General features: G+C 71.2%; 18 protein-coding genes and 1 other RNA gene. 15 read left to right on the top strand and 4 right to left on the bottom strand.

What is annotated here, in order from left to right; translation table 11 throughout:
* The first annotated feature begins 221 nt into the window (after positions 1–221).
* Positions 222–1,013, top strand: coding sequence for a hypothetical protein (locus H343_RS0123540; protein ID WP_051265905.1), 792 nt, complete (start codon positions 222–224; stop codon positions 1,011–1,013).
* 218 nt (positions 1,014–1,231) lie between these two features.
* On the opposite strand, the gene H343_RS0123535 is transcribed toward H343_RS0123540, so the two are convergent.
* Positions 1,232–1,426, bottom strand: a complete 195-nt coding sequence (locus H343_RS0123535) for a hypothetical protein (RefSeq protein ID WP_028433130.1) — start codon at positions 1,424–1,426, stop codon at positions 1,232–1,234.
* 367 nt (positions 1,427–1,793) lie between these two features.
* Between H343_RS0123535 and ftsE the strand changes: the two genes are divergently transcribed.
* The 7 genes from ftsE to H343_RS32495 all read left to right on the top strand — a co-directional run bounded on the left by ftsE (position 1,794) and on the right by H343_RS32495 (position 7,889).
* Positions 1,794–2,483: a cell division ATP-binding protein FtsE gene (gene ftsE, locus H343_RS0123525; RefSeq protein WP_028433129.1), complete on the top strand. Its 690-nt coding sequence runs from the start codon at positions 1,794–1,796 to the stop codon at positions 2,481–2,483.
* A gap of 101 nt (positions 2,484–2,584) precedes the next feature.
* On the top strand, positions 2,585–3,496 hold the full coding sequence (gene ftsX / locus H343_RS0123520) for a permease-like cell division protein FtsX (protein ID WP_028433128.1): 912 nt from the start codon (positions 2,585–2,587) through the stop codon (positions 3,494–3,496).
* Positions 3,497–3,564: 68 nt separating this feature from the next.
* Positions 3,565–4,827, top strand: coding sequence for a S41 family peptidase (locus H343_RS0123515; protein ID WP_037904882.1), 1,263 nt, complete (start codon positions 3,565–3,567; stop codon positions 4,825–4,827).
* An 18-nt stretch (positions 4,828–4,845) separates the two neighbouring features.
* Positions 4,846–5,376 (top strand): SsrA-binding protein SmpB, encoded by a 531-nt coding sequence (gene smpB / locus H343_RS0123510; protein ID WP_028433126.1) that lies wholly within the window; start codon positions 4,846–4,848, stop codon positions 5,374–5,376.
* Positions 5,377–5,528: 152 nt separating this feature from the next.
* Positions 5,529–5,899: a transfer-messenger RNA gene (gene ssrA, locus H343_RS34490) on the top strand.
* A gap of 286 nt (positions 5,900–6,185) precedes the next feature.
* Complete coding sequence (locus H343_RS0123500; RefSeq protein WP_028433125.1) at positions 6,186–6,854, top strand: GOLPH3/VPS74 family protein; 669 nt, start codon at positions 6,186–6,188, stop codon at positions 6,852–6,854.
* Between the two features lie 24 nt (positions 6,855–6,878).
* On the top strand, positions 6,879–7,889 hold the full coding sequence (locus H343_RS32495; protein ID WP_078506059.1) for an oxygenase MpaB family protein: 1,011 nt from the start codon (positions 6,879–6,881) through the stop codon (positions 7,887–7,889).
* Here H343_RS32495 and H343_RS32490 read toward each other — a convergent pair.
* Positions 7,811–9,262: an MFS transporter gene (locus H343_RS32490; RefSeq protein ID WP_078506058.1), complete on the bottom strand. Its 1,452-nt coding sequence runs from the start codon at positions 9,260–9,262 to the stop codon at positions 7,811–7,813. The genes H343_RS32495 and H343_RS32490 overlap by 79 nt on opposite strands.
* Before the next feature lie 84 nt (positions 9,263–9,346).
* Here H343_RS32490 and H343_RS0123485 point away from each other — a divergent pair, with 84 nt between their 5' ends.
* The 5 genes from H343_RS0123485 (at position 9,347) to H343_RS0123460 (ending at position 16,656) form a co-directional block, all read left to right on the top strand.
* Positions 9,347–10,312, top strand: coding sequence for a LysR family transcriptional regulator (locus tag H343_RS0123485; protein ID WP_028433124.1), 966 nt, complete (start codon positions 9,347–9,349; stop codon positions 10,310–10,312).
* Positions 10,313–10,560: 248 nt separating this feature from the next.
* On the top strand, positions 10,561–11,211 hold the full coding sequence (locus H343_RS35015) for a hypothetical protein (protein WP_028433123.1): 651 nt from the start codon (positions 10,561–10,563) through the stop codon (positions 11,209–11,211).
* Positions 11,208–13,406, top strand: coding sequence for a bifunctional polysaccharide deacetylase/glycosyltransferase family 2 protein (locus H343_RS32480; protein ID WP_051265902.1), 2,199 nt, complete (start codon positions 11,208–11,210; stop codon positions 13,404–13,406). The genes H343_RS35015 and H343_RS32480 overlap by 4 nt, the downstream gene beginning before the upstream one ends.
* 509 nt (positions 13,407–13,915) lie before the next feature.
* Positions 13,916–15,322, top strand: coding sequence for an MFS transporter (locus tag H343_RS32475; protein WP_051265900.1), 1,407 nt, complete (start codon positions 13,916–13,918; stop codon positions 15,320–15,322).
* 140 nt (positions 15,323–15,462) lie between these two features.
* Entirely contained in the window at positions 15,463–16,656 is a 1,194-nt protein-coding gene (locus H343_RS0123460) for a uroporphyrinogen-III synthase (RefSeq protein WP_051265898.1), read from the top strand.
* A gap of 37 nt (positions 16,657–16,693) precedes the next feature.
* Here H343_RS0123460 and H343_RS0123455 read toward each other — a convergent pair whose 3' ends face one another.
* A complete protein-coding gene (locus tag H343_RS0123455) occupies positions 16,694–17,131 on the bottom strand; it encodes a hypothetical protein (protein ID WP_028433120.1) in 438 nt (145 codons plus the stop codon).
* A gap of 346 nt (positions 17,132–17,477) precedes the next feature.
* Here H343_RS0123455 and H343_RS0123450 point away from each other — a divergent pair, with 346 nt between their 5' ends.
* Positions 17,478–19,904: a UvrD-helicase domain-containing protein gene (locus H343_RS0123450; protein ID WP_028433119.1), complete on the top strand. Its 2,427-nt coding sequence runs from the start codon at positions 17,478–17,480 to the stop codon at positions 19,902–19,904.
* 203 nt (positions 19,905–20,107) lie between these two features.
* Here H343_RS0123450 and H343_RS0123445 read toward each other — a convergent pair whose 3' ends face one another.
* Positions 20,108–20,314, bottom strand: coding sequence for a cold-shock protein (locus tag H343_RS0123445; protein ID WP_028433118.1), 207 nt, complete (start codon positions 20,312–20,314; stop codon positions 20,108–20,110).
* A 301-nt stretch (positions 20,315–20,615) separates the two neighbouring features.
* Between H343_RS0123445 and H343_RS0123440 the strand changes: the two genes are divergently transcribed.
* Positions 20,616–22,073: an NAD-dependent malic enzyme gene (locus H343_RS0123440; protein ID WP_028433117.1), complete on the top strand. Its 1,458-nt coding sequence runs from the start codon at positions 20,616–20,618 to the stop codon at positions 22,071–22,073.
* The last annotated feature ends 473 nt before the right edge of the window (positions 22,074–22,546 follow it).

The raw sequence follows: 22,546 nt of genomic DNA, 5'->3' as shown, positions 1-22,546 counted from the left end.
GTAACGATTCCAGCAGCATCCGCCGAACCGGCGGCCGGGCAGGGCCATTTCACACAGTCCTCGCTTGACGGGGGTGTGAAAAATGGGAAAGCTGTTCGCTCGGCATGCCTGTGTCAGGGGCGCGTGCGGGGGAGCGGACCGATCCGTGTCCCCACAGAGGCTCCGCAGCCCGTCACACAGCTGCTCCATCCAAGAGCGAACCTACTGGGGGTAGTTGGCGAATGATGAAATCCAAGACGCGGCTGCGTGTGGCGCGCGTCGCTGCCGGCGCTGTGTTCGCCGTCGGCGCCTCGCTCACAGCCGCGGGCGCCGCCTCGGCCGCCGAGGACACGAGCTCCTCGACTGCCACGCAGGAGCGTGACGGCGGTCTGGTCGGCGGCATCATCGGCGGCATCATCGGCGGTGGTGACGGCGGCGGTGACAGCGAAGGCACCACCGGCGGCGACAGCACGGGTGGTGACACCGAGGGCACCGTCAGCGGTGGCGAGGACAACGGTGGTACTACCGGCGACACCACGGGTGGTGACACCGGTGGCGACACCGAGGGCACCGTCAGCGGTTCCGTGACCGGTGCGGTCACCGGTGGTGACACCGGTGGTGACACCGGCGGTTCCACCGGCGGAAACGCGACGGGCGGTGACACCGGCGGCGACACCGGTGGTGACACCGGTGGTGACACCGGCGGCGACGGCGGTTCCACCGCGACCGGCGGTGGCGACACCGGCGGCAGCGGCGGCGGCGAAGAGCCGGCCACCATCGGCGGTTCCGGCGGCGGGGACGACACCTGCGACCTGAACGACGACAGCGTCGAGTGCGAGGGCGGCGGCAACACCGACCCCGACAGCGCGGGCAGCCAGCCCGTCGAGCAGGCGCCGCAGGCCCCGAAGGAGGAGCTGGCCGACACCGGCTCCGCCGAGACGACCTTCCTGCTGGTCGGTGCCGCGACGATGATCGCGGGTGGCGTCGCCTTCCGGATGATGCCGCGCATGATCAACCGCCGTACGGCTGCCTGACATCCGTATGTGAGCGGGACGCCGCTGCGTGTCCGAGCGGCGCGTACGCACGGGCGAGGGGCCCGGAACACAGCGCACAGCGCGAGTTCCGGGCCCCTCGTACGTGTACGGGCAACGTGCAGGACAGGGACGGGTGTACGGAGAGGGGCCGGCGGAGCCTCAGCCGGGCCGGTGAAGTCCCGCTCGGCGAGAGCGGGTCACTCAGTGTCGCCCATCTGTCACGCTGCGGTGACCCGCTGTGCCAGCACCGCCACCGCCACCAGTGTCAGCAGCAGCGTGAACAGCGCGACGGGAGAGAGATTCGCGAGCGGCGACTCGCGGTGGAGGCGCTCACGGTGCGCACGGCAGACGGCGCAGCGCCCCTCGGTCACCGGGCCCGCGCAGTTGGCACACACCAGTCGGTCGCATGTCATGCGAACTCCTCCTCAGTCTGGCCAACGACACCCGGGATCCTTTCGTTCCCCTTGTGGTGCCTCTCTCCACTGTGCCAGCCCCCGCCCCCGGGCGCAGAGGAACATCCGTCCGCTGGCAGGAGCCGGAAGGCGTCGGGAGGCACAGGGGAGGCACCGAAGAGGCACCGGGGAAGAACGGAAAGTCACCGATGTGTACTTTGTGGCTGAACGCGAGGTGACCGAGCACACCATCGACGGACGCCGACTGCGCGCCGCGCGCCGGTTCGCGTAAGGTCACCACACCGTCCCCCAGCTATCGCTGGGAGGTGCCCCCGGGGAGCCGCTCCGCGGCTTCCGCTGCCCCTACCCAGGTCGACGTGGTGTATCCGTGATCCGATTCGACAGCGTCTCCAAGTCCTACCCCAAGCAGAACCGCCCCGCGCTGCACGATGTCTCGCTGGACGTCGAGCGCGGTGAGTTCGTGTTCCTGGTGGGCTCGTCCGGCTCCGGCAAGTCCACCTTCCTCCGGCTGATCCTCCGCGAGGAGCGGGCGGACCAAGGCCAGGTGCACGTCCTGGGCAAGGATCTCGCGCGGATGTCGAACTGGAAGGTGCCGCAGATGCGCCGCCAGCTCGGCACCGTCTTCCAGGACTTCCGGCTGCTGGCCAACAAGACCGTCGGTGAGAACGTCGCGTTCGCGCTCGAGGTCATCGGCAAGTCCCGCGGCCAGATCCGCAAGACGGTCCCCGAAGTGCTGGACCTGGTGGGGCTGGGCGGCAAGGAGGACCGGATGCCCGGCGAGCTCTCCGGTGGTGAGCAGCAGCGCGTGGCCATCGCCCGTGCCTTCGCGAACCGTCCGATGCTGCTGATCGCCGACGAGCCCACGGGCAACCTCGACCCGCAGACGTCCGTCGGCATCATGAAGCTGCTGGACCGGATCAACCGGACCGGCACGACAGTGGTGATGGCCACCCACGATCAGCAGATCGTCGACCAGATGCGCAAGCGCGTCGTCGAGCTGGAGCGCGGCCGCCTCGTGCGCGACCAGTCGCGCGGCGTCTACGGCTATCAGCACTGAGCCGCACAGCGGGCGGTGGCCGCGGGCGCGGCCGGGACGCCCCTGAGCGATCAGTCCGATCAGTCTGGGCAGTTGAGACAGCAACACACTGAAAGGACGCCATGCGCGCCCAGTTCGTACTGTCGGAGATCAGCGTCGGTCTCCGCCGCAATCTCACGATGACCTTCGCGGTGATCGTGTCGGTGGCCCTGTCGCTGGCCCTCGCGGGCGGTTCCCTGCTCGCCCGTGAGCAGGTCAGCACGATGAAGGGCTACTGGTACGACAAGGTCCAGGTGTCGGTCTACCTCTGCAACGAGAACGACGCGGACTCCGACCCGAACTGCGCCAAGGGCGCCGTCACCGCGCAGCAGAAGCAGCAGATCAACACGGATCTGAAGAAGCTGCGGGTCGTCGACAAGGTCTACCACGAGTCCGCCGACGAGGCCTTCAAGCACTACCAGGAGCAGTTCAAGGACTCTCCGCTGGCCGACTCGCTGACCCCGGACCAGATGCAGGAGTCCTTCCGCGTCAAGCTCAAGGACCCGACCAAGTACCGCGTGCTGCAGACCGCCTTCTCCGGCAGACCGGGGGTGCAGGAGGTGCAGGACCAGCGGAACCTGCTGGAGAACCTCTTCAACCTGCTCAACGGCATGAACATCGCCGCCCTGTTCGTGATGGGGCTGATGCTCGTCGTCGCCCTGCTGCTGATCGTCAACACCGTGAGAGTCTCGGCGTTCAGCAGGCGGCGCGAGACGGGGATCATGCGCCTGGTCGGCGCCTCCAGTTTCTACATCCAGATGCCCTTCATCCTGGAGGCGGCGATCGCCGGTCTGATCGGGGCGGGCTTCGCGTGCGTACTGCTGGTCGGCGGCAAGTACTTCCTCATCGACAGCTGGCTCGCGGACAAGATCGCCCTCATCAACTTCATCGGCTGGGACGCGGTGTTCAAGGTGCTGCCGCTGCTCATCGCCGTCGGTGTCCTGATGCCTGCCCTGGCAGCCTTCTTCACGCTGCGCAAGTATCTGAAGGTGTGACGCATGACGCGGGCGCCGTACGGCCAACACGCCGTGCGGCGCCGTCTTTCTGGCCTAGACTCCGAATCATGTCGGACTCGTGGTATTCCGCCCCAACCCCCGACAAAGACAGGGGGAGCCCCCGGCAACTGCGCCGCGGGGCCGGTCTGGCGCTGGTCTTCGCGAGCGTTCTCGCGACGGGCGCGGCGACCGGTGCGTGGGGCGACAGCGTACGGTCCCCGGGGGGACCGACCAGCGCGGCGGCGGGGCAACCGCACTCCGCGGATGAGGACTTCGGCGGCGGTCACGCCAACGGCACACCGGCCGGCGCACGTGAGGACACCGGACGCGGCGACGCCGCCGAGGGTGCCGAGGAGCTCGTGAGCCGCAGCGGCGACCGCTGGTCCGCCGCCTACACGGCACGCGAGTACGAAGGCTTCCGGCAGACCCTGGACGGCGAGTACACCGGCGTCGGCATCTCCGTCCGCAGCCAGCGGGGCGTGGAGGGCGGATCCACCGTCACCGTCGCCCGCGTACAGCCCGGAAGCCCGGCGGACCGCGCGGACATACGGCGCGGTGACCGGCTGCGTGCCGTCGACGGCGAGGACGTCACGGACAAGCCCGTCACCGATGTCGTGGCGCTGCTGCGGGGCTCCTCGGAGGACGGGGACCCCTCCCGTCTGGGCAGTTCCGTCGGCCTCACGCTGGACCGCGACGGCCGGCAGTGGAAGGAGACGCTGGAGCGGGAGCGCCTGACGGCCGACCCCGTGACCGTCGACCGGACGGCGAACGGAGTCACCCGTATCAAGGTCTCCTCCTTCACCAAGGGCTCCGCGCGGCAGGTGCGCGAGGCCGTCGCCGGGCACGCGGACGAGAGCCGGGGCGTCCTGCTCGATCTGCGGGGCAACTCGGGCGGGCTGGTCAGCGAGGCGGTCACGGCGGCCTCGGTCTTCCTCGACGGCGGCCTGGTCGCCACGTACGAGGAGAACGGCGACCAGCGGGCGCTCTACGCGGACTCCCGCACCCCCGCGCCGGACGGCCGGTCGTCCCGGCCGCTGGTCGTGCTGGTGGACGGCGGCACGATGAGCGCGGCCGAACTGCTGACCGGAGCACTGCAGGACCGTGGGCGGGCCGTGGTCGTCGGCTCGCGCACCTTCGGCAAGGGGTCCGTGCAGATGCCGCGCCGGCTGCCGGACGGATCGGTCGCGGAGCTGACCGTCGGGCACTACACCACCCCCTCGGGACGTTCCCTGGACGGTGAGGGCATCACTCCCGACCTGGCCATCGACGCCCCACGGGACGCCGCCGAGCGGGCCCGCACAGTATTGAGTGGCCTTCACACCCGCTCGTAGTGGAAGAATGGCCTGGCTATGGCGAAGAAGGACGACAAGAACAAGGGCAAGAGCAAGAAGGCCAAGGACGCGAGCGGCGGCCGTAAGCTCATCGCGCAGAACAAGAAGGCGCGCCACGACTACCTCATCCTGGACACCTTCGAGTGCGGGATCGTGCTGACCGGAACCGAGGTGAAGTCACTGCGCCAGGGCCGGGCGTCGCTGGTCGACGGCTTCGCCCAGCTCGACGCCGGGGAGGTGTGGCTGCACAACGTGCACATCCCGGAGTACGCCCAGGGGACGTGGACCAACCACTCCGCGCGGCGGAAGCGGAAGCTGCTCATGCACCGCTGGGAGATCGACAAGCTGATCGGCAAGACCCAGGAGACGGGTCACACGCTGGTCCCGCTCGCGCTCTACTTCCTGAACGGCAGGGCCAAGGTCGAGATCGCGCTGGCGAAGGGCAAGAAGGAGTACGACAAGCGGCAGGCGCTGCGGGAGAAGCAGGACCGGCGCGAGTCGGAGCGGGCGATCTCGGCCGCCCGGCGCCGCCAGCGGGTGAAGGTCTGAGCACGTACGGTCACTGCCGCGTACCTGTGGCAGCCGTACCCCGTGGCGGGAATGGAGCGCCGGCGTAAAGAGTTGGCCATGGTGTGGCCGGGCCCGTACCATGGTCACAGTGCCGCAGCCGCGAGAGCGGAGGCGGGTTGTCAACTCAACACGGGGATGATCGGTTTCGACAGCGGAAGTCGAAGCAGGGGAAGCGAGCCGAGGAACGCGGCAATGATCTCGATAACCATGTGCCGCAAAAAAATAATCGCCAATCAGAAGCGCGATTCCTTCGCGCTCGCTGCCTAAGCAGCGAGTGTGAAGTGTCAGCCCGGGTGCGTTCCCGACCCGGTTCCTGGCATCAGCTAGGGAACTCACCGCGCAGGTCCGGTCACGGGGCCTGCCGGGACATCAAACAGTGACTGGGCCCGTCGGAGACTTGTCCACGTGATCTCCGGGGCCGAGAAAATCGAAGTGGACTGCGCTCGGAGAAGCCCTCCTTCTGCTCCGTTGGACGCGGGTTCGATTCCCGCCATCTCCACGAGGTCGAGGGCGAGGTGTGTTCGCAATCTGCGCGAACCATCTCGCCCTCTTCGTGTGTGCTCGGCTTCGCCTCGCGGGGCGGGGGCTGCGCCACCCGCACCCCCGGGGTCGCGGCGGGTTCGCAAGCTGCACCGCGGACTGCGCGGACCGGCCCGGGCGGATCGCCCGGCTTCCGTGCGCGAGACTTCCGGGAATGTCCGTCGATCTCCGGACGGCCCCCGTCCTCCCTCGTGCAAAGGCCGTGACTGCCCCTTCGGTGGTCCGGCCTTTCGTGCTGTGATGGGGCCATGGACCGTACGGACAAGAACCAGCGCACTCTCCCCGAAGAGCTCTACCTCCTCGCCTGCGACGTCGAGAAGGAGAAGCTCACCAAGCGGGACGTCATCGGCAACGTGCTCCGCGCCGCCGTGCTCATCGAGTTGACCGACCGCGGCTGCCTCGTCGACGACGACGGCAAGGCCCGTGCCGCCGGCGACCGGCGTACCGGCGACCCCGTCCTCGACACGGCACTGCGCGCCATAGCGGAGGACAGGCGTCCGCGTAAGTGGAAGGCGCTGGTGCAGCAGCACCGCAAGCAGAACTTCCAGGCGGTGGAGGAGAAGCTCGAACGCGACCGCGTCATCAGCATCGAGCGGCGCACCTGGCGCTACGACCGGATCGAGGTCAAGGACACCGCCCTCGCCAAGCGTCTGCGAGCCGAAGCCGTCGAGACGCTCAACAGCGGCCGTCCAGTGGAGGACTTCAGCACCAGGCAGGCCGCGCTGACCGCGCTGGCCGCCGTGGGAGGGCTGCCCACCGTCACCTCCGGCAAGGACCGGCGCGAGCACAAGAAGCGCATCAAGGCACTGACCGAGCGAGCAGGGCAGGCCGGTCCCGCGCTGAAGAAGGCGCTGGACGACATGCAGATCGCCACAGCCGTGGCGGTCGGTGCCGCGATGTCCGCCGGGAACACCTGAGCGTTCGGGGAGAGGAGCCGGCGTGTGAAGCGTGAGCCGCAGGCACGGCACGTCCCCGGCGGCGAGGAGCCGCTGGGGCCCGACTCGCTCACCTGGAAGTACTTCGGCGACTGGCGCGGGGTGCTGCTCGCCCCCTGGGCGGGCGCGATGCAGAACATGCACCCCGGGCTGGGCGCCGGAGTCGCCGGGCACTCGCAGTTCTTCGAGGAGCGGTGGCAGCGGCTCTTCCGTTCGCTCTACCCGATCGGCGGCGTCGTCTACGACGGTCCACGGGCGGCGGAGACGGCACGGCAAGTGCGCGGCTACCACGACACGATCAAGGGCGTCGACCGGCACGGGCGCCCGTATCACGCGCTCGACCCCGACACCTTCTACTGGGCGCACTCCACCTTCTTCATGCTCACCGTGCTCGTCGCCGACCGCTTCGGGCCGGGGCTGAGTGAGGACGGCAAGCGGCAGCTCTTCGACGAACACGTGCGCTGGTGGCGGCTGTACGGGATGAGCATGCGGCCGGTGCCGCGGAGCTGGCCCGAATTCGAGGCGTACTGGGAGCACATGGCCGCACATGTGCTGGAGGACAACCAGCCGGCCCGGGACGTGCTCGACATCCGCCGCATCTCCCGTCCGCCGGCCCTGTCCTGGCTGCCCCGTCCGGTCTGGGATGCGCTGCGCGGTCCGCAGGCCCGCTTCACCGTCTGGTTCACGGTCGGGCTCTTTCCGCGGGCGGTGCGGGAGCGGCTGGGCTACCGGTGGACCGTGCGGGACGAGCGGCGGCTGCGCCGCATCGGGCGGCTCGTCCATCTCGTGTGGAAACTGGTGCCGTTCAGGTACCGCTACCACCCCAGGGCGCGGGCCGGCTGGGAGAGGGCGGCCGGCAGGCGCCCTGCCGACGCTCCTCACGCGGAGTCGCCGGCACGCAACGCGCCTCCGCCGGAGGAGCGGGATTCCCCCACGCACTATGTTCCGCCGCTGTCCGAGGACGGGCGGGAGGCCCGGAGCGTGCCGCGTGGGCTGCGGCGCCGGACGCGCGGCTGACGCTCCTTCGACGGCCGATCCGGCCGATCCGGCCGATCCGGTTGTCCCGGCCGTTCCGGCGGTTCTTCCGGCTGTCCCCGTTCACGCGGTTTCCGCGGCTTGCGGCCTGTGGCGTCACGGACGTGCGCGAGTGCGGCGACCGCCGCCGCGAGGGAGGCGGCACATGCGGCGACCGCGAACGCCGCGGGCACCGGCAGATGTTCCGCGGCCCAGCCGCCGGCCGCCGAACCGGCGGCGATGCCGCCCAGCAGCGCGGTCACCGCCCACGTCATGCCTTCGTTCAGCCGCGTCGGCGGCACGGTCTCCTGGACCAGCGTCATCCCCGTCACCATCGTCGGTGCCGTACCCATGCCGGCAGCCAGCAGCGCGACGGCCAGTACGGCCAGGCTCCCGGTGGCTGCGGCGGCAGGAGGCAGCAGCGCGAGAGCGGCCATCACGCCCACGCACAGCGCGAATCGGCGCCGCAGCCGGCCGCCCGGCAGCCTCAGCGTTCCCAGCGACAGGCCCGCCAGCGCCGAGCCCGCCGCCTGGCAGGCGAGCACCGCGCCGGCGGCGGCCTGTTGTCCGCGTCCGTCGGCGAAGGCGATCGTCGCCACCTCGACCGAGCCGAACACGGCGCCCGTGCACAGGAAGGTGACCAGCAGCGGGAGCAGGGCGCGCATCGGGAGCGGCGGAGCGGGGTGGCCGGCGGCCCGCCCCGCCGCCGGGGGTTCCGTCCGCCGCTGCCCGGTGAAGAGCAGCATGCCGCCGAGCAGGAGCGCCGCCCCTGTGAGCGTCCCCGATTCTGGGAGGACGGAGGTGCACAGGACGGCGGCGAGCAACGGGCCGGACATGAAGCACAGTTCGTCCAGCGCCTGCTCCAGGGAGTTGGCGGTGTGCCGGGCGGCCGGGTCGGTCCGCAAGAGGTGGGTCCAGCGGGCCCGCGACATCCCACCGGCGTTGGGTGTGGCGGCGGTGGCCGCGTAGGAGGCGAACAGCGTCCACTGCGGCGCTCCGTAGCGTACGCACGCGGTCAGGGCGAGCGCTCCGCACACCGCTGTCAGAGTCGCCGGCAGCGCGATCCGGGCCTGTCCGTGCCGGTCGATCAGGCGTGCCGTCAGCGGGCCGACGACCGCGGTCGCGGTCAGGCCGGTCGCTGTCACGGCACCGGCGAGGGCGTACGAGCCGTGCGCGTCCACAATCATGATGACGGCGGAGACGGTGAACATCCCCATCGGCAGGCGGGCGAGCAGACTTCCGGCGGTGAACGCCCGGGAGCCGGGCTCGCTGAACAGCCGCGCATAGGGCGAGAGTCGCGGGCAGGGCGAGAGCCGGGCGGAGGCGGGCCGCGGCAGCGCGGCGGAGGCGCGGCCGCGGAGGCGTAGGAGGGGCATGCGGCCAGCATCGGCGCCCCGTTCGGCGGGCGTCCAACACCGCTTCCGGGGCCTTTCACGCGCCCTGGTTGTTAATGTCTTCGGGTGCCTCACGACCTGGAGCCGCGGCTGCTGCGTGCCTTCGTCGCCGTCGCGGGCGAACTGCACTTCACCCGCGCCGCGGCCCGGCTCCATCTCGCGCAGCAGGCACTCAGCCGTGACATCCGCCGTCTGGAGCGGGAGTTGGGCGCGGCTGTCTTCCTTCGCACGACCCGTCACGTCACCCTCACCGAGGCCGGCGAGCGGCTGTTGCCGTACGCGCGGCGGGTGTTGGCCGCGCACGACGAACTGACCGGGGCGTTCGCGCGCAGGGACGAGGGTCCGCTGGCCGTCGACGTCGCGGCGCGAGCCGCTACGGGGCAACGGGTGCTGGAGGAGGCCAGACGCCGCGCACCCGAGGTGGAGTTCGTCGCCCGGTACCTCGGCGGCCTGACGCGGGCCGCCGAGGACATCGCCGCCGGCAGGCTCGATGTCTCCTTCGGGCGGTTCGCGGGACTGACGCCGAACGCACGGCAGGGTCTCGGGCGACGCCTCGTGCGCTACGAACGCGTCGCCGTCCTGCTCCCCTGTACGCACCCGTCGGCCGGCATGGACGAGGTGCCGTTGTCCGCCCTCGCCGGTGAGACGGTCTACGCGGGGGCGGGCAACCCGGACACCGCCGAGTGGACCGACTACGCACGCTCCCTCTTCGCGGCACGCGGGATCACACCGGCGGCGCCGTTCCCGAGGATCGAGGGCGAGGAGGAGTTCGCCAGGCTGGTGCGCAAGCACGGCTGGACGGTGCTGGCGAGCGAGGTCTTCGCGGGTGTGCCGGGCATGAGGCTGTGTCTGCTCACCTCTCCGGTGCCGCTCTCCCCGGTCTCCCTGGTCTGGCGGCGCGGCCTTCGTCATCCGGGACTGGACGTGTTGTGTTCGGCGGCCCGTGACCTCGGTCTGCGGGAGGGCTGGCTCGTACGCCCCCGGGGCAGTTGGCTGCCCGAGGCGGACCGGCGGCCGGGAGCGGCGGGCTGAGCCGTCCGGCCTTTCCCCGGCGTATCCGAAATGCCTTGCCCGGGGCGGAAGTCGGAGGGGGACGCGCCCCGTGACCGGGACGCAGCACCTGATCACAGAGATCAGTCCCGTACTCGATTCGGGTAAAGCTGTTCCATTGAGTCGAAAAAAGACGGAACAGTCACAACTAATATTTTCACAAGTGCGTTACATTTTATCCTTCAATGAGGAGGGGGCGTGCTCACCAGATCGGGGGCGCGTGAAGGGATATGGCGCAACAGACGGACGCACTGGACGCACCGGTCTTCGTGGACAGCAGCGGTGGGCGGCGCCGGAGATGGCGGCGGCTCGGATGGGCGATGGGGGCCTTCGGCGGCGGCTATGCGCTGATGCTGACCGTGAGCATGATCGGCGGAAACTCCGACGCCCCGTGGATGCTGATACCGGGAGCCGGCGACGGCAGGTCCGACTCGGTGCGGGTCGCGCCGCAACGGGCCGACGAGCGCGGCGAGTACGGACGTCCGGGTGCGACGGCGCGGCCTGATACCGCGGGGCAGCCGTCCGCTTCCGCCTCGGGTGGCGCCGCTGCGTCGAACGGCGACGGGGCGGCGAAGCCCGCCGGTTCGGACGCCCTGCCGGCCGCCGGTGACGCGCCGGCGAAGGGCGCCGCGGCCGCCCCGCCCAGCCAGGGCACGGCGGCGAACGCCCCCGCGGACCCCGTCCCGGCGGCCGGCGGCCAGGGCGGGGCGACGGCCGGCAGCTCCGCAGGACCGCAGCCGGCGATCGACCCCGACTCCGGGCCCGGTCCCGATCCGGAACCCGAGCCCGAACCCGAGCCCACGGCGCCCCCCGCCGAGGGCGGCCTGCTGGAGCAGATCCTCGACCCGGCCGTGGGCGTCACGGCGCCGGACGCTCCGTGAGGCACGCCTCGGCGGGGGCCAAGTGGCCGCGGGTGCCGCTGCGTTACCTGCTGCCGTGCGTCCTGCTCGTGATGTCCGCCGTGATGCTGCTGCTGCGCGGCTACGTGCACAGCGAGTTCCTGGCGGACCACCGGGTACGTCTCTCCGGCGGCAACGGTTCGGTGCCGCCGGAGGTCCTGGCGGGCGGGCCCGTTCTCGACGTGCGCGGCGAGAGTCCCGTCAGCCACCGCATACCCGACCGCAGGATCGTGCTCACCTTCGACGACGGCCCCGACCCCGAGTGGACGCCGAGGATTCTCGACAAGCTCGCCGAACACGACGCGCACGCGGTCTTCTTCGTCACCGGCACGATGGCCTCGCGCCACCCGGGGCTGGTGCGGCGGATGGTGGAGGAGGGGCACGAGGTGGGGCTGCACAGCTTCAACCACCCCGACCTGTCCTACCAGTCGCCCTCCCGCACGGACCGCGAGCTGGCGCAGAGCCAGTTGGCTCTCGCGGGCGCGGCGGGCATCCGGACCTCGCTCTTCCGGCCGCCCTACTCATCCACTCCCGGAGCGCTGGACGACAAGTCCTGGCGGGTGGCCCGTCAGGCCGGCGGCCGCGGCTATCTCACCGCCTTCATCGACACCGACAGCAAGGACTGGGCCCGGCCGGGTGTCGAGAAGATCGTGAAGCGGGCCACGCCGGGACAGCCCGGCAAGGGTGCCGTGGTCCTGCTGCACGACTCCGGTGGCGACCGTTCGCAGACCGTGGAGGCGCTGGACCGGCTCGTGCCGCGACTGCAGGCGCGCGGCTATGAGTTCCCGCATCTGACCGGCGCGCTGCGGGCACCCAGTCCGCACACGTCCGTGCACGGCCTCGACCTGTGGAAGGGCCGTGCCTTCGTGGCGGCCGTCGGCATCTCCGAGAAGGTCATGGCAGTGCTCGTGGTGGCGCTCGCCGTGGTCGGCGGTCTGGTCATCGTGCGGTTCGGCATGATGCTCGTACTGTCGGCGGTCCACACCAGGCGGACCCGGCGCGCGGCCCGCCGGCCCGCCGGCACGGTCACCGAACCCGTGACCGTGCTGGTGCCCGCGTACAACGAACGGGAGTGCATAGCCGGCACCGTGCGCTCGCTCACCGGCAGCGACCACCCCGTCGAGGTGATCGTCATCGACGACGGCTCGACCGACGGCACGGCCGGCATCGTCGAAGGGCTCCGTCTGCCGGGCGTACGCGTACTGCGCAGGCCCAACTGCGGGAAGCCCGTCGCTCTCAACACCGGTCTGCGCCACGCCTCGCACGAACTGATCGTGATGATGGACGGCGACACCGTCTTCGAACCCTCGACGGTGCGCGAACTGGTGCAGCCCTTCGCGGACCCCCGCGTCGGCGCGGTGGCCGGCAACGCGAAAGTCGGCAACCGGCACAGGCTGATCGGGACATGGCAGCACATCGAGTACGTGATGGGCTTCAACCTCGACCGCCGCATGTACGACGTGCTGCGCTGCATGCCCACCATCCCCGGCGCGGTCGGTGCGTTCCGCCGCAGCGCGCTGTGGAGGGTCGGCGGCATGAGCGACGACACACTCGCCGAGGACACCGACGTCACGATGGCGCTGCACCGCGACGGATGGCGCGTGGTGTACGCCGAACGCGCGCGGGCCTGGACCGAGGCGCCCGAGACCGTGCCGCAGCTGTGGTCACAGCGCTACCGGTGGAGCTACGGCACCATGCAGGCGATCTGGAAGCACCGGCGCGCAGTGGTGGAGCGCGGACCGTCGGGGCGCTTCGGGCGGGTGGGGCTGCCGCTGGTGTCGCTGTTCATGGTGCTCGCTCCGCTGCTCGCCCCGTTGATCGACGTCTTCCTCCTCTACGGGCTGGTCTTCGGGCCGACGGGCCGGACGGCGGCGGCATGGCTTGCCGTACTGGCGGTGCAGGGGCTGTGCGCGGCGTACGCCTTCCGGCTGGACCGTGAGCGGCTCGCCCCGCTGCTCACACTGCCGCTCCAGCAGCTGCTGTACCGGCAGTTGATGTACGTGGTGCTGATGCAGTCCTGGGTCACCGCGCTGACGGGCGGCCGTCTGCGCTGGCAGAAGCTGCGCCGTACCGGACGGCTGGGGGCGGCCCCGCCCGGGACACGGACGGTCCCGCCGCCCGGAGCGGCAGCGTACCCGGGGGAGAGGGCGCTGGAGGAGAGAAATCCGGCCCCGTGAGCGCCGCCGCGCCGGCGTCCGGACCGCCGTCCGGACCGCTGCGGGTCGCGGCCCCGGTGCGTGTCGCCGTTCACCACACCTTCCTACGGGCCTGGCCGACCTTCCTCTCTCTCGCCGTGCTGATCGTGGTGGCGGCCGGGCCGAGGACGTCGCGGCGGGGCGCGGACACCGGCTGTGGCCCCGTACCCCGTCCCCGGGACCGGCGTGACCGCTCTTCGGACCCGGGGGTCCCGCCCGGCGCCGCTGCCGGTAGCGTCGGCACGGCCCGCGCGGGCGGCACGTCCGCCGGCGGAACCATGAGCACGGACGGCATGAGCACCGACGATGCGAGCACGGACCGCAAGAGCACAGACCGCACGAGCACGGACGGGACGGCTCTCACCTCCGGGCCTCCCACCCGGTGAGAGCAAGGTTTCCTACGCGTCACCTCACGGCACAGCCCCGAAACGCGCCGTCCCTAGCTTCGGGTAGGACACCCGGCCGTGACACCCGAGACATGTGGAGACGCTATGAACGCCGCGACCGCAGCCCCCGGCGCCCGCAAAGGGGGGCGCTGGATCGAGCACTGGGACCCGGAGGACGAGACGTTCTGGCGGCAGCGCGGAGAGCGCATCGCGCACCGCAACCTCCTACTGTCCGTGTTCTCCGAGCACATCGGCTTCTCCGTGTGGACGCTGTGGTCCGTGCTGGTGCTGTTCATGGGCCCCGAATACGGCGTCGACCCCGCCGGAAAGTTCCTGCTCATCTCGATGGCGACGCTGGTCGGCGCGGTGGTCCGGGTGCCCTACACCTTCGCCGTCGCCCGCTTCGGCGGCCGCAACTGGACCGTCATCAGCGCCACGATGCTGCTCGTACCGACGATCGCGGCGTGGGTGGTGACGGAACCGGGCACGTCGTACACGACGTTCATGGTGGTGGCCCTGCTCACCGGGATCGGGGGCGGCAACTTCGCCTCCTCCATGACCAACATCAACTCCTTCTTCCCGCTGCGCCGCAAGGGCTGGGCCCTGGGCATCAACGCCGGCGGCGGCAACGTCGGAGTCCCCGTGGTGCAGCTCGCCGGGCTCGCCGTGATCGGTACGGCGGGCGCCGGGCAGCCGCGCGTCCTGCTGGGCGTCTACATCCCGCTGATCGTGATCGCGGCCGTGTGCTCCGCGCTGCGGATGGACAACCTGGCGCCCGTACGCAACGACACCGGCGCCGCCAAGGACGCGGTACGCGACCCGCACACCTGGATCATGTCCTTCCTCTACATCGGAACCTTCGGCTCCTTCATCGGCTACAGCTTCGCCTTCGGGCTGGTGCTGCAGACCCAGTTCGGCCGTACGCCCCTGCAGGCGGCCTCCCTCACCTTCCTCGGTCCGCTGCTGGGCTCCCTCATCCGGCCGGTGGGCGGGCAGCTCGCCGACCGCTTCGGCGGTGCGCGGATCACGCTGTGGACGTTCGCGGCGATGGGGGCGGCGACGGGCGTGGTCGTGGCGGCGTCGCTGAACCAGTCGCTGCCGGTGTTCGTACTGGGCTTCACCGCACTGTTCGTACTGAGCGGCATCGGCAACGGGTCCACGTACAAGATGATTCCGGCGATCTTCCACGCCAAGGCCGCCGCCGCCCGCGGAGCGCCGGCGGAGGCCGCCGCCGGCGCCCGCCGGCTGTCCGGCGCGGCGATGGGCATCATCGGGGCCGTCGGCGCGCTCGGCGGGCTCGGCATCAACCTCGCCTTCCGCCAGTCGTTCGAGACGATGGGGACGGGGACGGCGGCGTACGTCAGCTTCCTCGCCTTCTACGGGGTGTGCTGCGGGGTGACCTGGGCGGTGTACCTGCGGGGCGCCTCCGCGCCGCCGGCCGGCGAGACCGGTGTGCACACCCCGTCTCCCGCCCGGGAGGGGGAGAGGCGCAAGGTGTACGCGGGGGTGTGACAGCACGCTGTGCGGAACGGCACGGCGCGGACCGGCGGCGTTACGGCAGGGAAACCGCGGGGTACCGAGCCTGTCATCTGCTGTTGACAGGCTCTGTTGACAGGCCCGGTGCCTCCTCGTACGAGCAAAGCGAGACGGACATGCAGCAAGCGCGAAGAGGGGCGGCCGGACGCACGGACGGCAGCCGGATCGAGCCCCTCGCCGGATTCACCGTCGGGGTGACGGCCGCGCGGCGCGCCGAGGAACTGGGCACGCTGCTGGAGCGGCGCGGCGCCGAAGTGCTGCACGCGCCGGCGCTGCGCATCGTCCCGCTCGCCGACGACACCGAACTCCTCGACGCGACGAAAGAGCTGACCGAGCACCCTCCGGACACCGTGATCGCCACGACGGCCATCGGTTTCCGCGGCTGGGTCGAGGCGGCCGACGGCTGGGGCCTGGGCACCGACCTGCTCAAGTGCCTCGGCGAGGTCGAGGTGCTCGCCCGCGGTCCGAAGGTCAGGGGCGCCATCCGCGCTGCCGGGCTGACGGAGAACTGGTCGCCGGCGTCGGAGTCGATGGCCGAGGTGCTCGACCGGCTGCTGGACCAGGGCGTGAACGGCCGGCGCATCGCACTGCAGCTGCACGGTGAGCCGCTGCCCGGGTTCGTGGAGTCCCTGCGCGCCGCCGGAGCGGAGGTCGTCGGCGTACCGGTCTACCGGTGGATGCCGCCCGAGGACGTCTCACCGCTGGACCGCCTGATCGATGTGACGCTCGCCCGGGGCGTCGACGCGCTGACGTTCACCAGTGCTCCGGCGGCGGCGTCGCTGCTCGCGCGTGCCGAGCGGCGCGGCGTGCGGGACGCGCTGCTGGAAGCCCTGCGCGCGGAGGTCCTCGTGGCCTGCGTGGGACCGGTGACGGCGATGCCGCTGGAGGGACACGACATCCCCACGGTGCAGCCCGAACGGTTCCGGCTGGGCCCCCTCGTGCAGCGCCTGTGCGTCGAACTGCCGGGCCGTGTACGGGCACTGCCCGTGGCGGGGCACAAGGTGGAGATACGCGGCCGCGCGGTCGTCGTCGACGGTGAGCTGCGGCCCGTGCAGCCCGCCGGGATGGCGCTGCTGCGGGCACTGGCACGGCGGCCGGGCTGGGTGGTCTCCCGCTCCGATCTGCTGCGGGCGCTGCCGGGCACGGGGACCGACGAGCACGCGGTGGAGACGGCGATGGCACGTCTGCGCGTCGCACTGGGCGCACCGAAACTGGTGCAGACGGTCGTCAAGAGGGGCTACCGGCTGGCGCTCGACCCCGCCTCGGAGAGCGGCAAGTACGACAGCCCGGAGGGCGAACCGGAGGAGTGAGGGGCCGGCCGCGCGGAGCGGCCGGCGACCCGTCGCGTCACTCCGTGATTCTGTCCACGAAGTCCTCCTGGCACTTCTGCTCCTCCGCCTGAGTGCCCGCGTTCTGGATGCAGTCGTTGAGCCTGTCGTAGTCACCGGAGCTGAGCACCGAGACGGCGAGCGCGAGGATGACCCCGGAGGCGGCCAGCGCGAGGCCGCCGATGATCGCGCCGACCATCGCGAGCGTGCCGTTCGTGGCCTCGCCGCGCTTGCCGCGGCGGTAGCCGAGGATGCCGAAGATGACGGCGAGCAGACCGAGCAGCAAGCCGCCGAGCACCGTCCAGAACAGCACCGCGCCTATGAGCGCGAGCGTGAGCGCCGCGACGCCGAAACCGTTGCGCGGGGGCCCCTGGGGCCCTCCTCCTCCCGGCGCGCTGCTCCAGCCCGGACCGCCCGGTCCCTGGTGTGCCTGGTCCCAGCTCTGAGGCGTTGTCATTGCCCTTCCTCCGCCGTGTTCGGCTTGTTCGTGGTGTTGGGAGTCAAGTGCCTGCCCGGCCTCCGCGCTGTTACTCCTGCCACGGCTTACTCACCGCCCCGCCCGTGCACCCCCGCCTGTTCACTCGCCTCTTCACTCGCCTCTTCACTCGCCCGTGCACCCGCCCGTGCACCCGCCCGTGCACTCCGTCTCCCCGTGCCGCGCGCGCTGCCGCGCGCCGTCGCGCCGCTTCGTGCCCCGGCCCCCGCCCACGTCGCGGCATGTGCGCCACGCACCCCTGGTCGCGTACGGTTGACGGCTGCCCCCTCCCCGCAGGGGCGTGAACAATCCGAAAGGGGCCGCGGCGTTGGCAGCGCAGCACGACAGTGTCCGTGAGCGGGAGATCCGCAGGGAGCAGACCCACCTCGACGAGGTCTACCGCCGCCTCGAGGAGAAGATCCACGAGGCCGAGTTCCTGATGGACGACGCCTCGAAGCGCGCCCAGGTCGGCACCCCGGGCGCACTGGCGGAGCGGGACGCGCAGGTCTTCCGCGCCGGGGTGCATCTGAACCGGCTCAACAGCGAGTTCGAGGACTTCCTCTTCGGCCGCATCGACCTGCTGCCCGGCGAGGACGGCAAGAAGGGCATCGACGGCGCCTACACCTCCGTGGAGCCCGCCGAGGGCGCGGTACGCGCCGACGGCACTGCCGAGATCGCCGAGACCCTGCACATCGGACGGCTCGGAGTGCTCGACGCCGACTACACGCCGCTCGTCATCGACTGGCGTGCCCCCGCCGCCGCGCCCTTCTACCGCGCGACGCCCGTCGCGCCCGGCCGCGTCGTGAGACGCCGCGTCATCCGCAGCAAGTCCAGACAGGTGCTCGGCGTCGAGGACGACCTGCTGCGCCCGCAGATCACCGCCCGACTCGACGGCGACGAACTGCCCGTCATCGGCGACGGCGCGCTGATGGCGGCACTCGGGCAGGCACGCAGCCACGCCATGCGGGACATCGTCTCCTCCATCCAGGCGGAGCAGGACCTTGTCATCCGCGCGCCCGCCGCCTCGGTCACCGAGGTCGAGGGCGGGCCGGGCACGGGGAAGACCGCCGTCGCGCTGCACCGTGCCGCGTACCTCCTCTACCAGGACAGACGCCGCTACGCCGGCGGCATCCTCATCGTCAGCCCGACACCGCTGCTGGTCTCCTACACCGAGGGCGTGCTGCCCGCGCTGGGAGAGGAGGGCCAGGTCGCCGTCCGCGCGCTGGGCTCGCTCGTCGAGGGCGCCGAGGCGACGGCGTACGACGAGCAGGGCGTGGCCCGCGTCAAGGGTTCGGGGCGGATGGTGAAGGTGCTCCACAGGGCGGCGCGCGAAGCCCTGGAGGCGGGCGGGGTGCCGCAGAGGCTGCGGGTGGTGGCCTTCCGCAACAGGGTGGAACTCGACGCCGGTGAACTGAGCCGACTGCGGCAGCAGGTGCTCAGTGGCACCGCACCGGTCAACCTCATGCGCCCCCGCGCGCGCAAGTTCCTGCTGGACGCGCTGTGGGAGAAGTCGGGCGCGGGAAGCCGGTACACGGACCCTGAACTGGCGGCCGAGGCGCGTGAGGGCTTCGACGAGGACGTCTCCGCCGAGGACGGCTTCGCCGACTTCCTGGAGGCGTGGTGGCCGGAGCTGACACCGCGTCGGGTGCTGGCGTCGCTGGCGGACGAGGACAGGCTGGCACGCTGCTCGGGCGGACCGGCCGGGTCCGGCGGCAGATCCGGCAGCCGTTCGCGCAAGCAGGGCGCTTCCTCTCGCGGCCGGCGCGGGCGGCTGCTCACGCCGGGCGAGGTGAGCGGGGTGGCCCGGTCCCTGCGGCGGCTCGACGACGGCGGCCAGGGGCCGCTGTCCGTGCACGACGTGGCGCTCCTCGACGAACTGCGCGTGCTCCTCGGCGTACCCGCCGCGCCGCGCAGGCGGGAGACGGACGACCCTCTGGAACAGCTCACCGGGGTGGAGGAGTTGACCACGGCGGCCGACCGCGACACCGCCCGAAGGGACCGTGCGGAGAGGCTGGAGGAGGAGCGTACGGACTATGCGCACGTCATCGTGGACGAGGCGCAGGATCTGACGCCCATGCAGTGGCGCATGGTCGGCCGCCGTGGCCGGCACGCCACCTGGACGGTCGTCGGCGACCCGGCCCAGAGCTCGTGGCCCGACACGCAGGAGTCCGCGCAGGCACGGACCGAGGCGCTGGGCTCACGCCCCCGCAGCCGCTTCGAACTGACCGTCAACTACCGCAACCCCGCCGAGATCGCGGAACTCGCGGACCGGGTGCTGGCCCTGGCGATGCCGGGTGTGGCACCCCCGAAGGCGGTCCGCTCCACGGGCATCGTGCCGCGATTCGCCGTCGCACGCGGCGAGATGGGCGCTGCCGTGCGTGAGGAGGCACGCAGGGCCCTGGACGAGGTGGACGGCACGGTCGGTGTCGTCGTCCCCATGAGCCGGCGGGATGAGGCGACGGAGTGGGTCTCGGGTCTCGGGGCGCGTGTCGTGCCCCTGGGCAGCCTGGAGGCGAAGGGACTCGAGTACGACGCCACGGTCGTCGTCGCTCCGTCGGAGATCGCCGCGGGCGCCCCGTCCGGCATGGGCGCGGAGGAGCCGCCCACCCTGGACGAGGCGTTCGGCGGGGTGTCCCCGGAGGGACTGCGGGTGCTGTACGTGGCCCTGACGCGGGCCACCCAGCGGTTGACGGTGCTGTCCGGGCCGGGTGAGACGCCTGATGAGCGCGGGGTTCCGGAGCTGCTGAGGGACTGAGGGAAATCGCCCGGCGGGAAGGGAATCGCTTCCCGGGGCTCTTTGTTAGCCTGGATGTGGCACCGGCCCGATCCATGCCCCCGGGCCCAACCATTGTCGCTACGAGCGACCACTTGCCGCGAGGCGAGCTGGCGGGTCGGTGTCACCAAAGACTTCTTCGAGCTTCTTGCAAGCTCTCTTCAGGGGTTCGCGTCCGACGGCGTTCAGCCGATGATGCGGACCCCTTCCGCCTGTGGGCCCTTGCGGCCCTCCGCGATCTCGAACTCGACGCGCTGGGTGTCCTGAAGGCTGCGGTAGCCCTCCCCGTGGATGGAGCTGTAGTGGACGAAGACGTCCGGTCCGCCGTCCTCCTGCGCGATGAAGCCGTAGCCCTTCTCGGCGTTGAACCACTTGACGGTGCCCTGAGCCATTCCTGGTCTCCCTGTATGCATATGGGGTTTGCGGGGCGATCCTAGGCCGAGATGGGGCGCTTCGGAGTGATTTGGGGCGTAGACACAGATTTTCGCGCCGGTGCCGAAGATGGGGCCGGACGCGTGCCGATTCGGCGCATCTCGTAACGTGGAAGCCCCTTTCCGGATCCGGGATCGCGTTACCGCGTACCGGAGGGTAGGTGGGACGATCTGTTGACGTGCCCCACCCCCGGCCGTCAATACTTCGGCGCCGCGTGTCGCTGCGGCACCGCATCACGAGGAAAGCAGAGGGAAGTCGGCAATGAGCGGGCCAAGCGTCTCCTACTCGATGACTGTCCGGTTGGAGGTCCCCGCAGGGGGGTCGGCGGTCAGTCAGATCACCACGGTCGTGGAGTCGTCGGGCGGTTCGGTCACCGGCCTCGATGTCACCGCCTCCGGACACGAAGCGCTGCGCATCGACGTCACGATCGCGGCTTCCTCGACCTCACACGCCGACGAGATCGTCGCGCAGCTGCGCGAGATCGAGGGTGTGGTGCTGGGCAAGGTCTCGGACCGTACGTTCCTGATGCACCTCGGCGGCAAGATCGAGATGTCGTCCAAGCACCCCATTCGCAATCGCGACGACCTCTCCATGATCTACACGCCGGGCGTGGCCCGTGTGTGCACACAGATCGCGGAACACCCCGAGGACGCGCGGCGGTTGACGATCAAGCGGAACAGCGTCGCCGTCGTCACCGACGGCTCCGCCGTGCTGGGCCTGGGCAACATCGGCCCGCAGGCCGCGCTGCCGGTGATGGAGGGCAAGGCGGCGCTCTTCAAGCGCTTCGCCGGTATCGACGCCTGGCCCATCTGCCTGGACACCCAGGACACCGACACAATCGTGGAGATCGTCAGGGCGCTGGCACCCGGCTTCGCGGGGATCAACCTGGAGGACATCTCCGCCCCCCGGTGCTTCGAGATCGAGGCGCGGCTGCGGGAGGCCGTGGACATCCCCGTCTTCCACGACGACCAGCACGGCACGGCGATCGTGGTGCTCGCCTCGCTCTTCAACGCGCTGCGCGTGGTGAACAAGCGGATCGAGGACATCCGCGTCGTCATGTCCGGCGCCGGCGCCGCCGGGACGGCGATCCTGAAGCTGCTGCTGGAGGCCGGCGTCAAGCACGCCGTCGTCGCCGACATCCACGGTGTGGTGCACGCGGGGCGTGAGGACCTGGTCGAGGAGGCGGAGGGCTCGCCGCTGCGCTGGATCGCCGACAACACCAACCCCGAGGGCATGACGGGGACGCTGAAGGACGCGGTCGTCGGCACGGACGTCTTCATCGGCGTCTCCGCGCCCAACGTGCTCGACGGCGCCGACGTCGCCCGTATGGCCACCGGCGCGGTCGTGTTCGCGCTCGCCAATCCCGACCCGGAGGTCGACCCGGCCGTGGCGCGGGAGACGGCCGCCGTGGTCGCCACCGGGCGCTCCGACTTCCCGAACCAGATCAACAACGTGCTGGTCTTCCCCGGCGTCTTCCGCGGCCTGCTCGACGCGCAGTCGCGGTCGGTCAACGACGAGATGATGCTGGCCGCCGCGCGGGCGCTCGCCGACGTGGTGCTGGAGGACGAGCTGAACCCGAACTACATCATCCCCAGCGTCTTCAACGAGAAGGTCTCCGGCGCCGTCGCGGGTGCCGTACGGGACGCCGCCCGTGCCGCCGGAGAGGCCGCCGGCGCGTCGGCGCCGACCACGGCGGGGGCCGCCACCGCCTCGGACTGACACGGCCGCGCGGGAGGCGCCGTGCTGGGCCCGTCCCCGGCGCCTGAGGGCCGCTGCTGCCCTTCCGCGGCGTCCGTCTCCCGGCCGTCCCGGCTCGTCCCGCCCCGCCCCGCCGCCCGTAAGCGGCCGGGGGCGGGGCGGTTCGTATGCGCGGTGCCGGGTACTCACCGCGCCGTCAGCAGGAGTCCGGGAGGGCGCGCGGGGTCCGTGGAGCCCGCCTGCCGCGCACCGGCACGGCGCGTCGCGAGGTGCAGCCTCACCACGGCCCCTCTAGGGTTGCGGCAGACACAAGCCTGTGGGGCGTCAGCACAGCGAGGCCATCGCCGCCGCTCGTGTGACTCCGCAGCTGCCGGAAAGTGCCGGATTGGCTTTCCCCCCGCACGTAGGGGCAGGATGCTTCCCCGGGGACTTCGTCCTGGGGATGCCCCACGGGGCGGGAGGGTCTGGAAAAACAGACCCTGGTCAGGGGAGTG

It is taken from the genome of Streptomyces sp. TAA204 (assembly GCF_000424965.1).
This window is presented reverse-complemented; position numbering and strand designations above follow the sequence as displayed.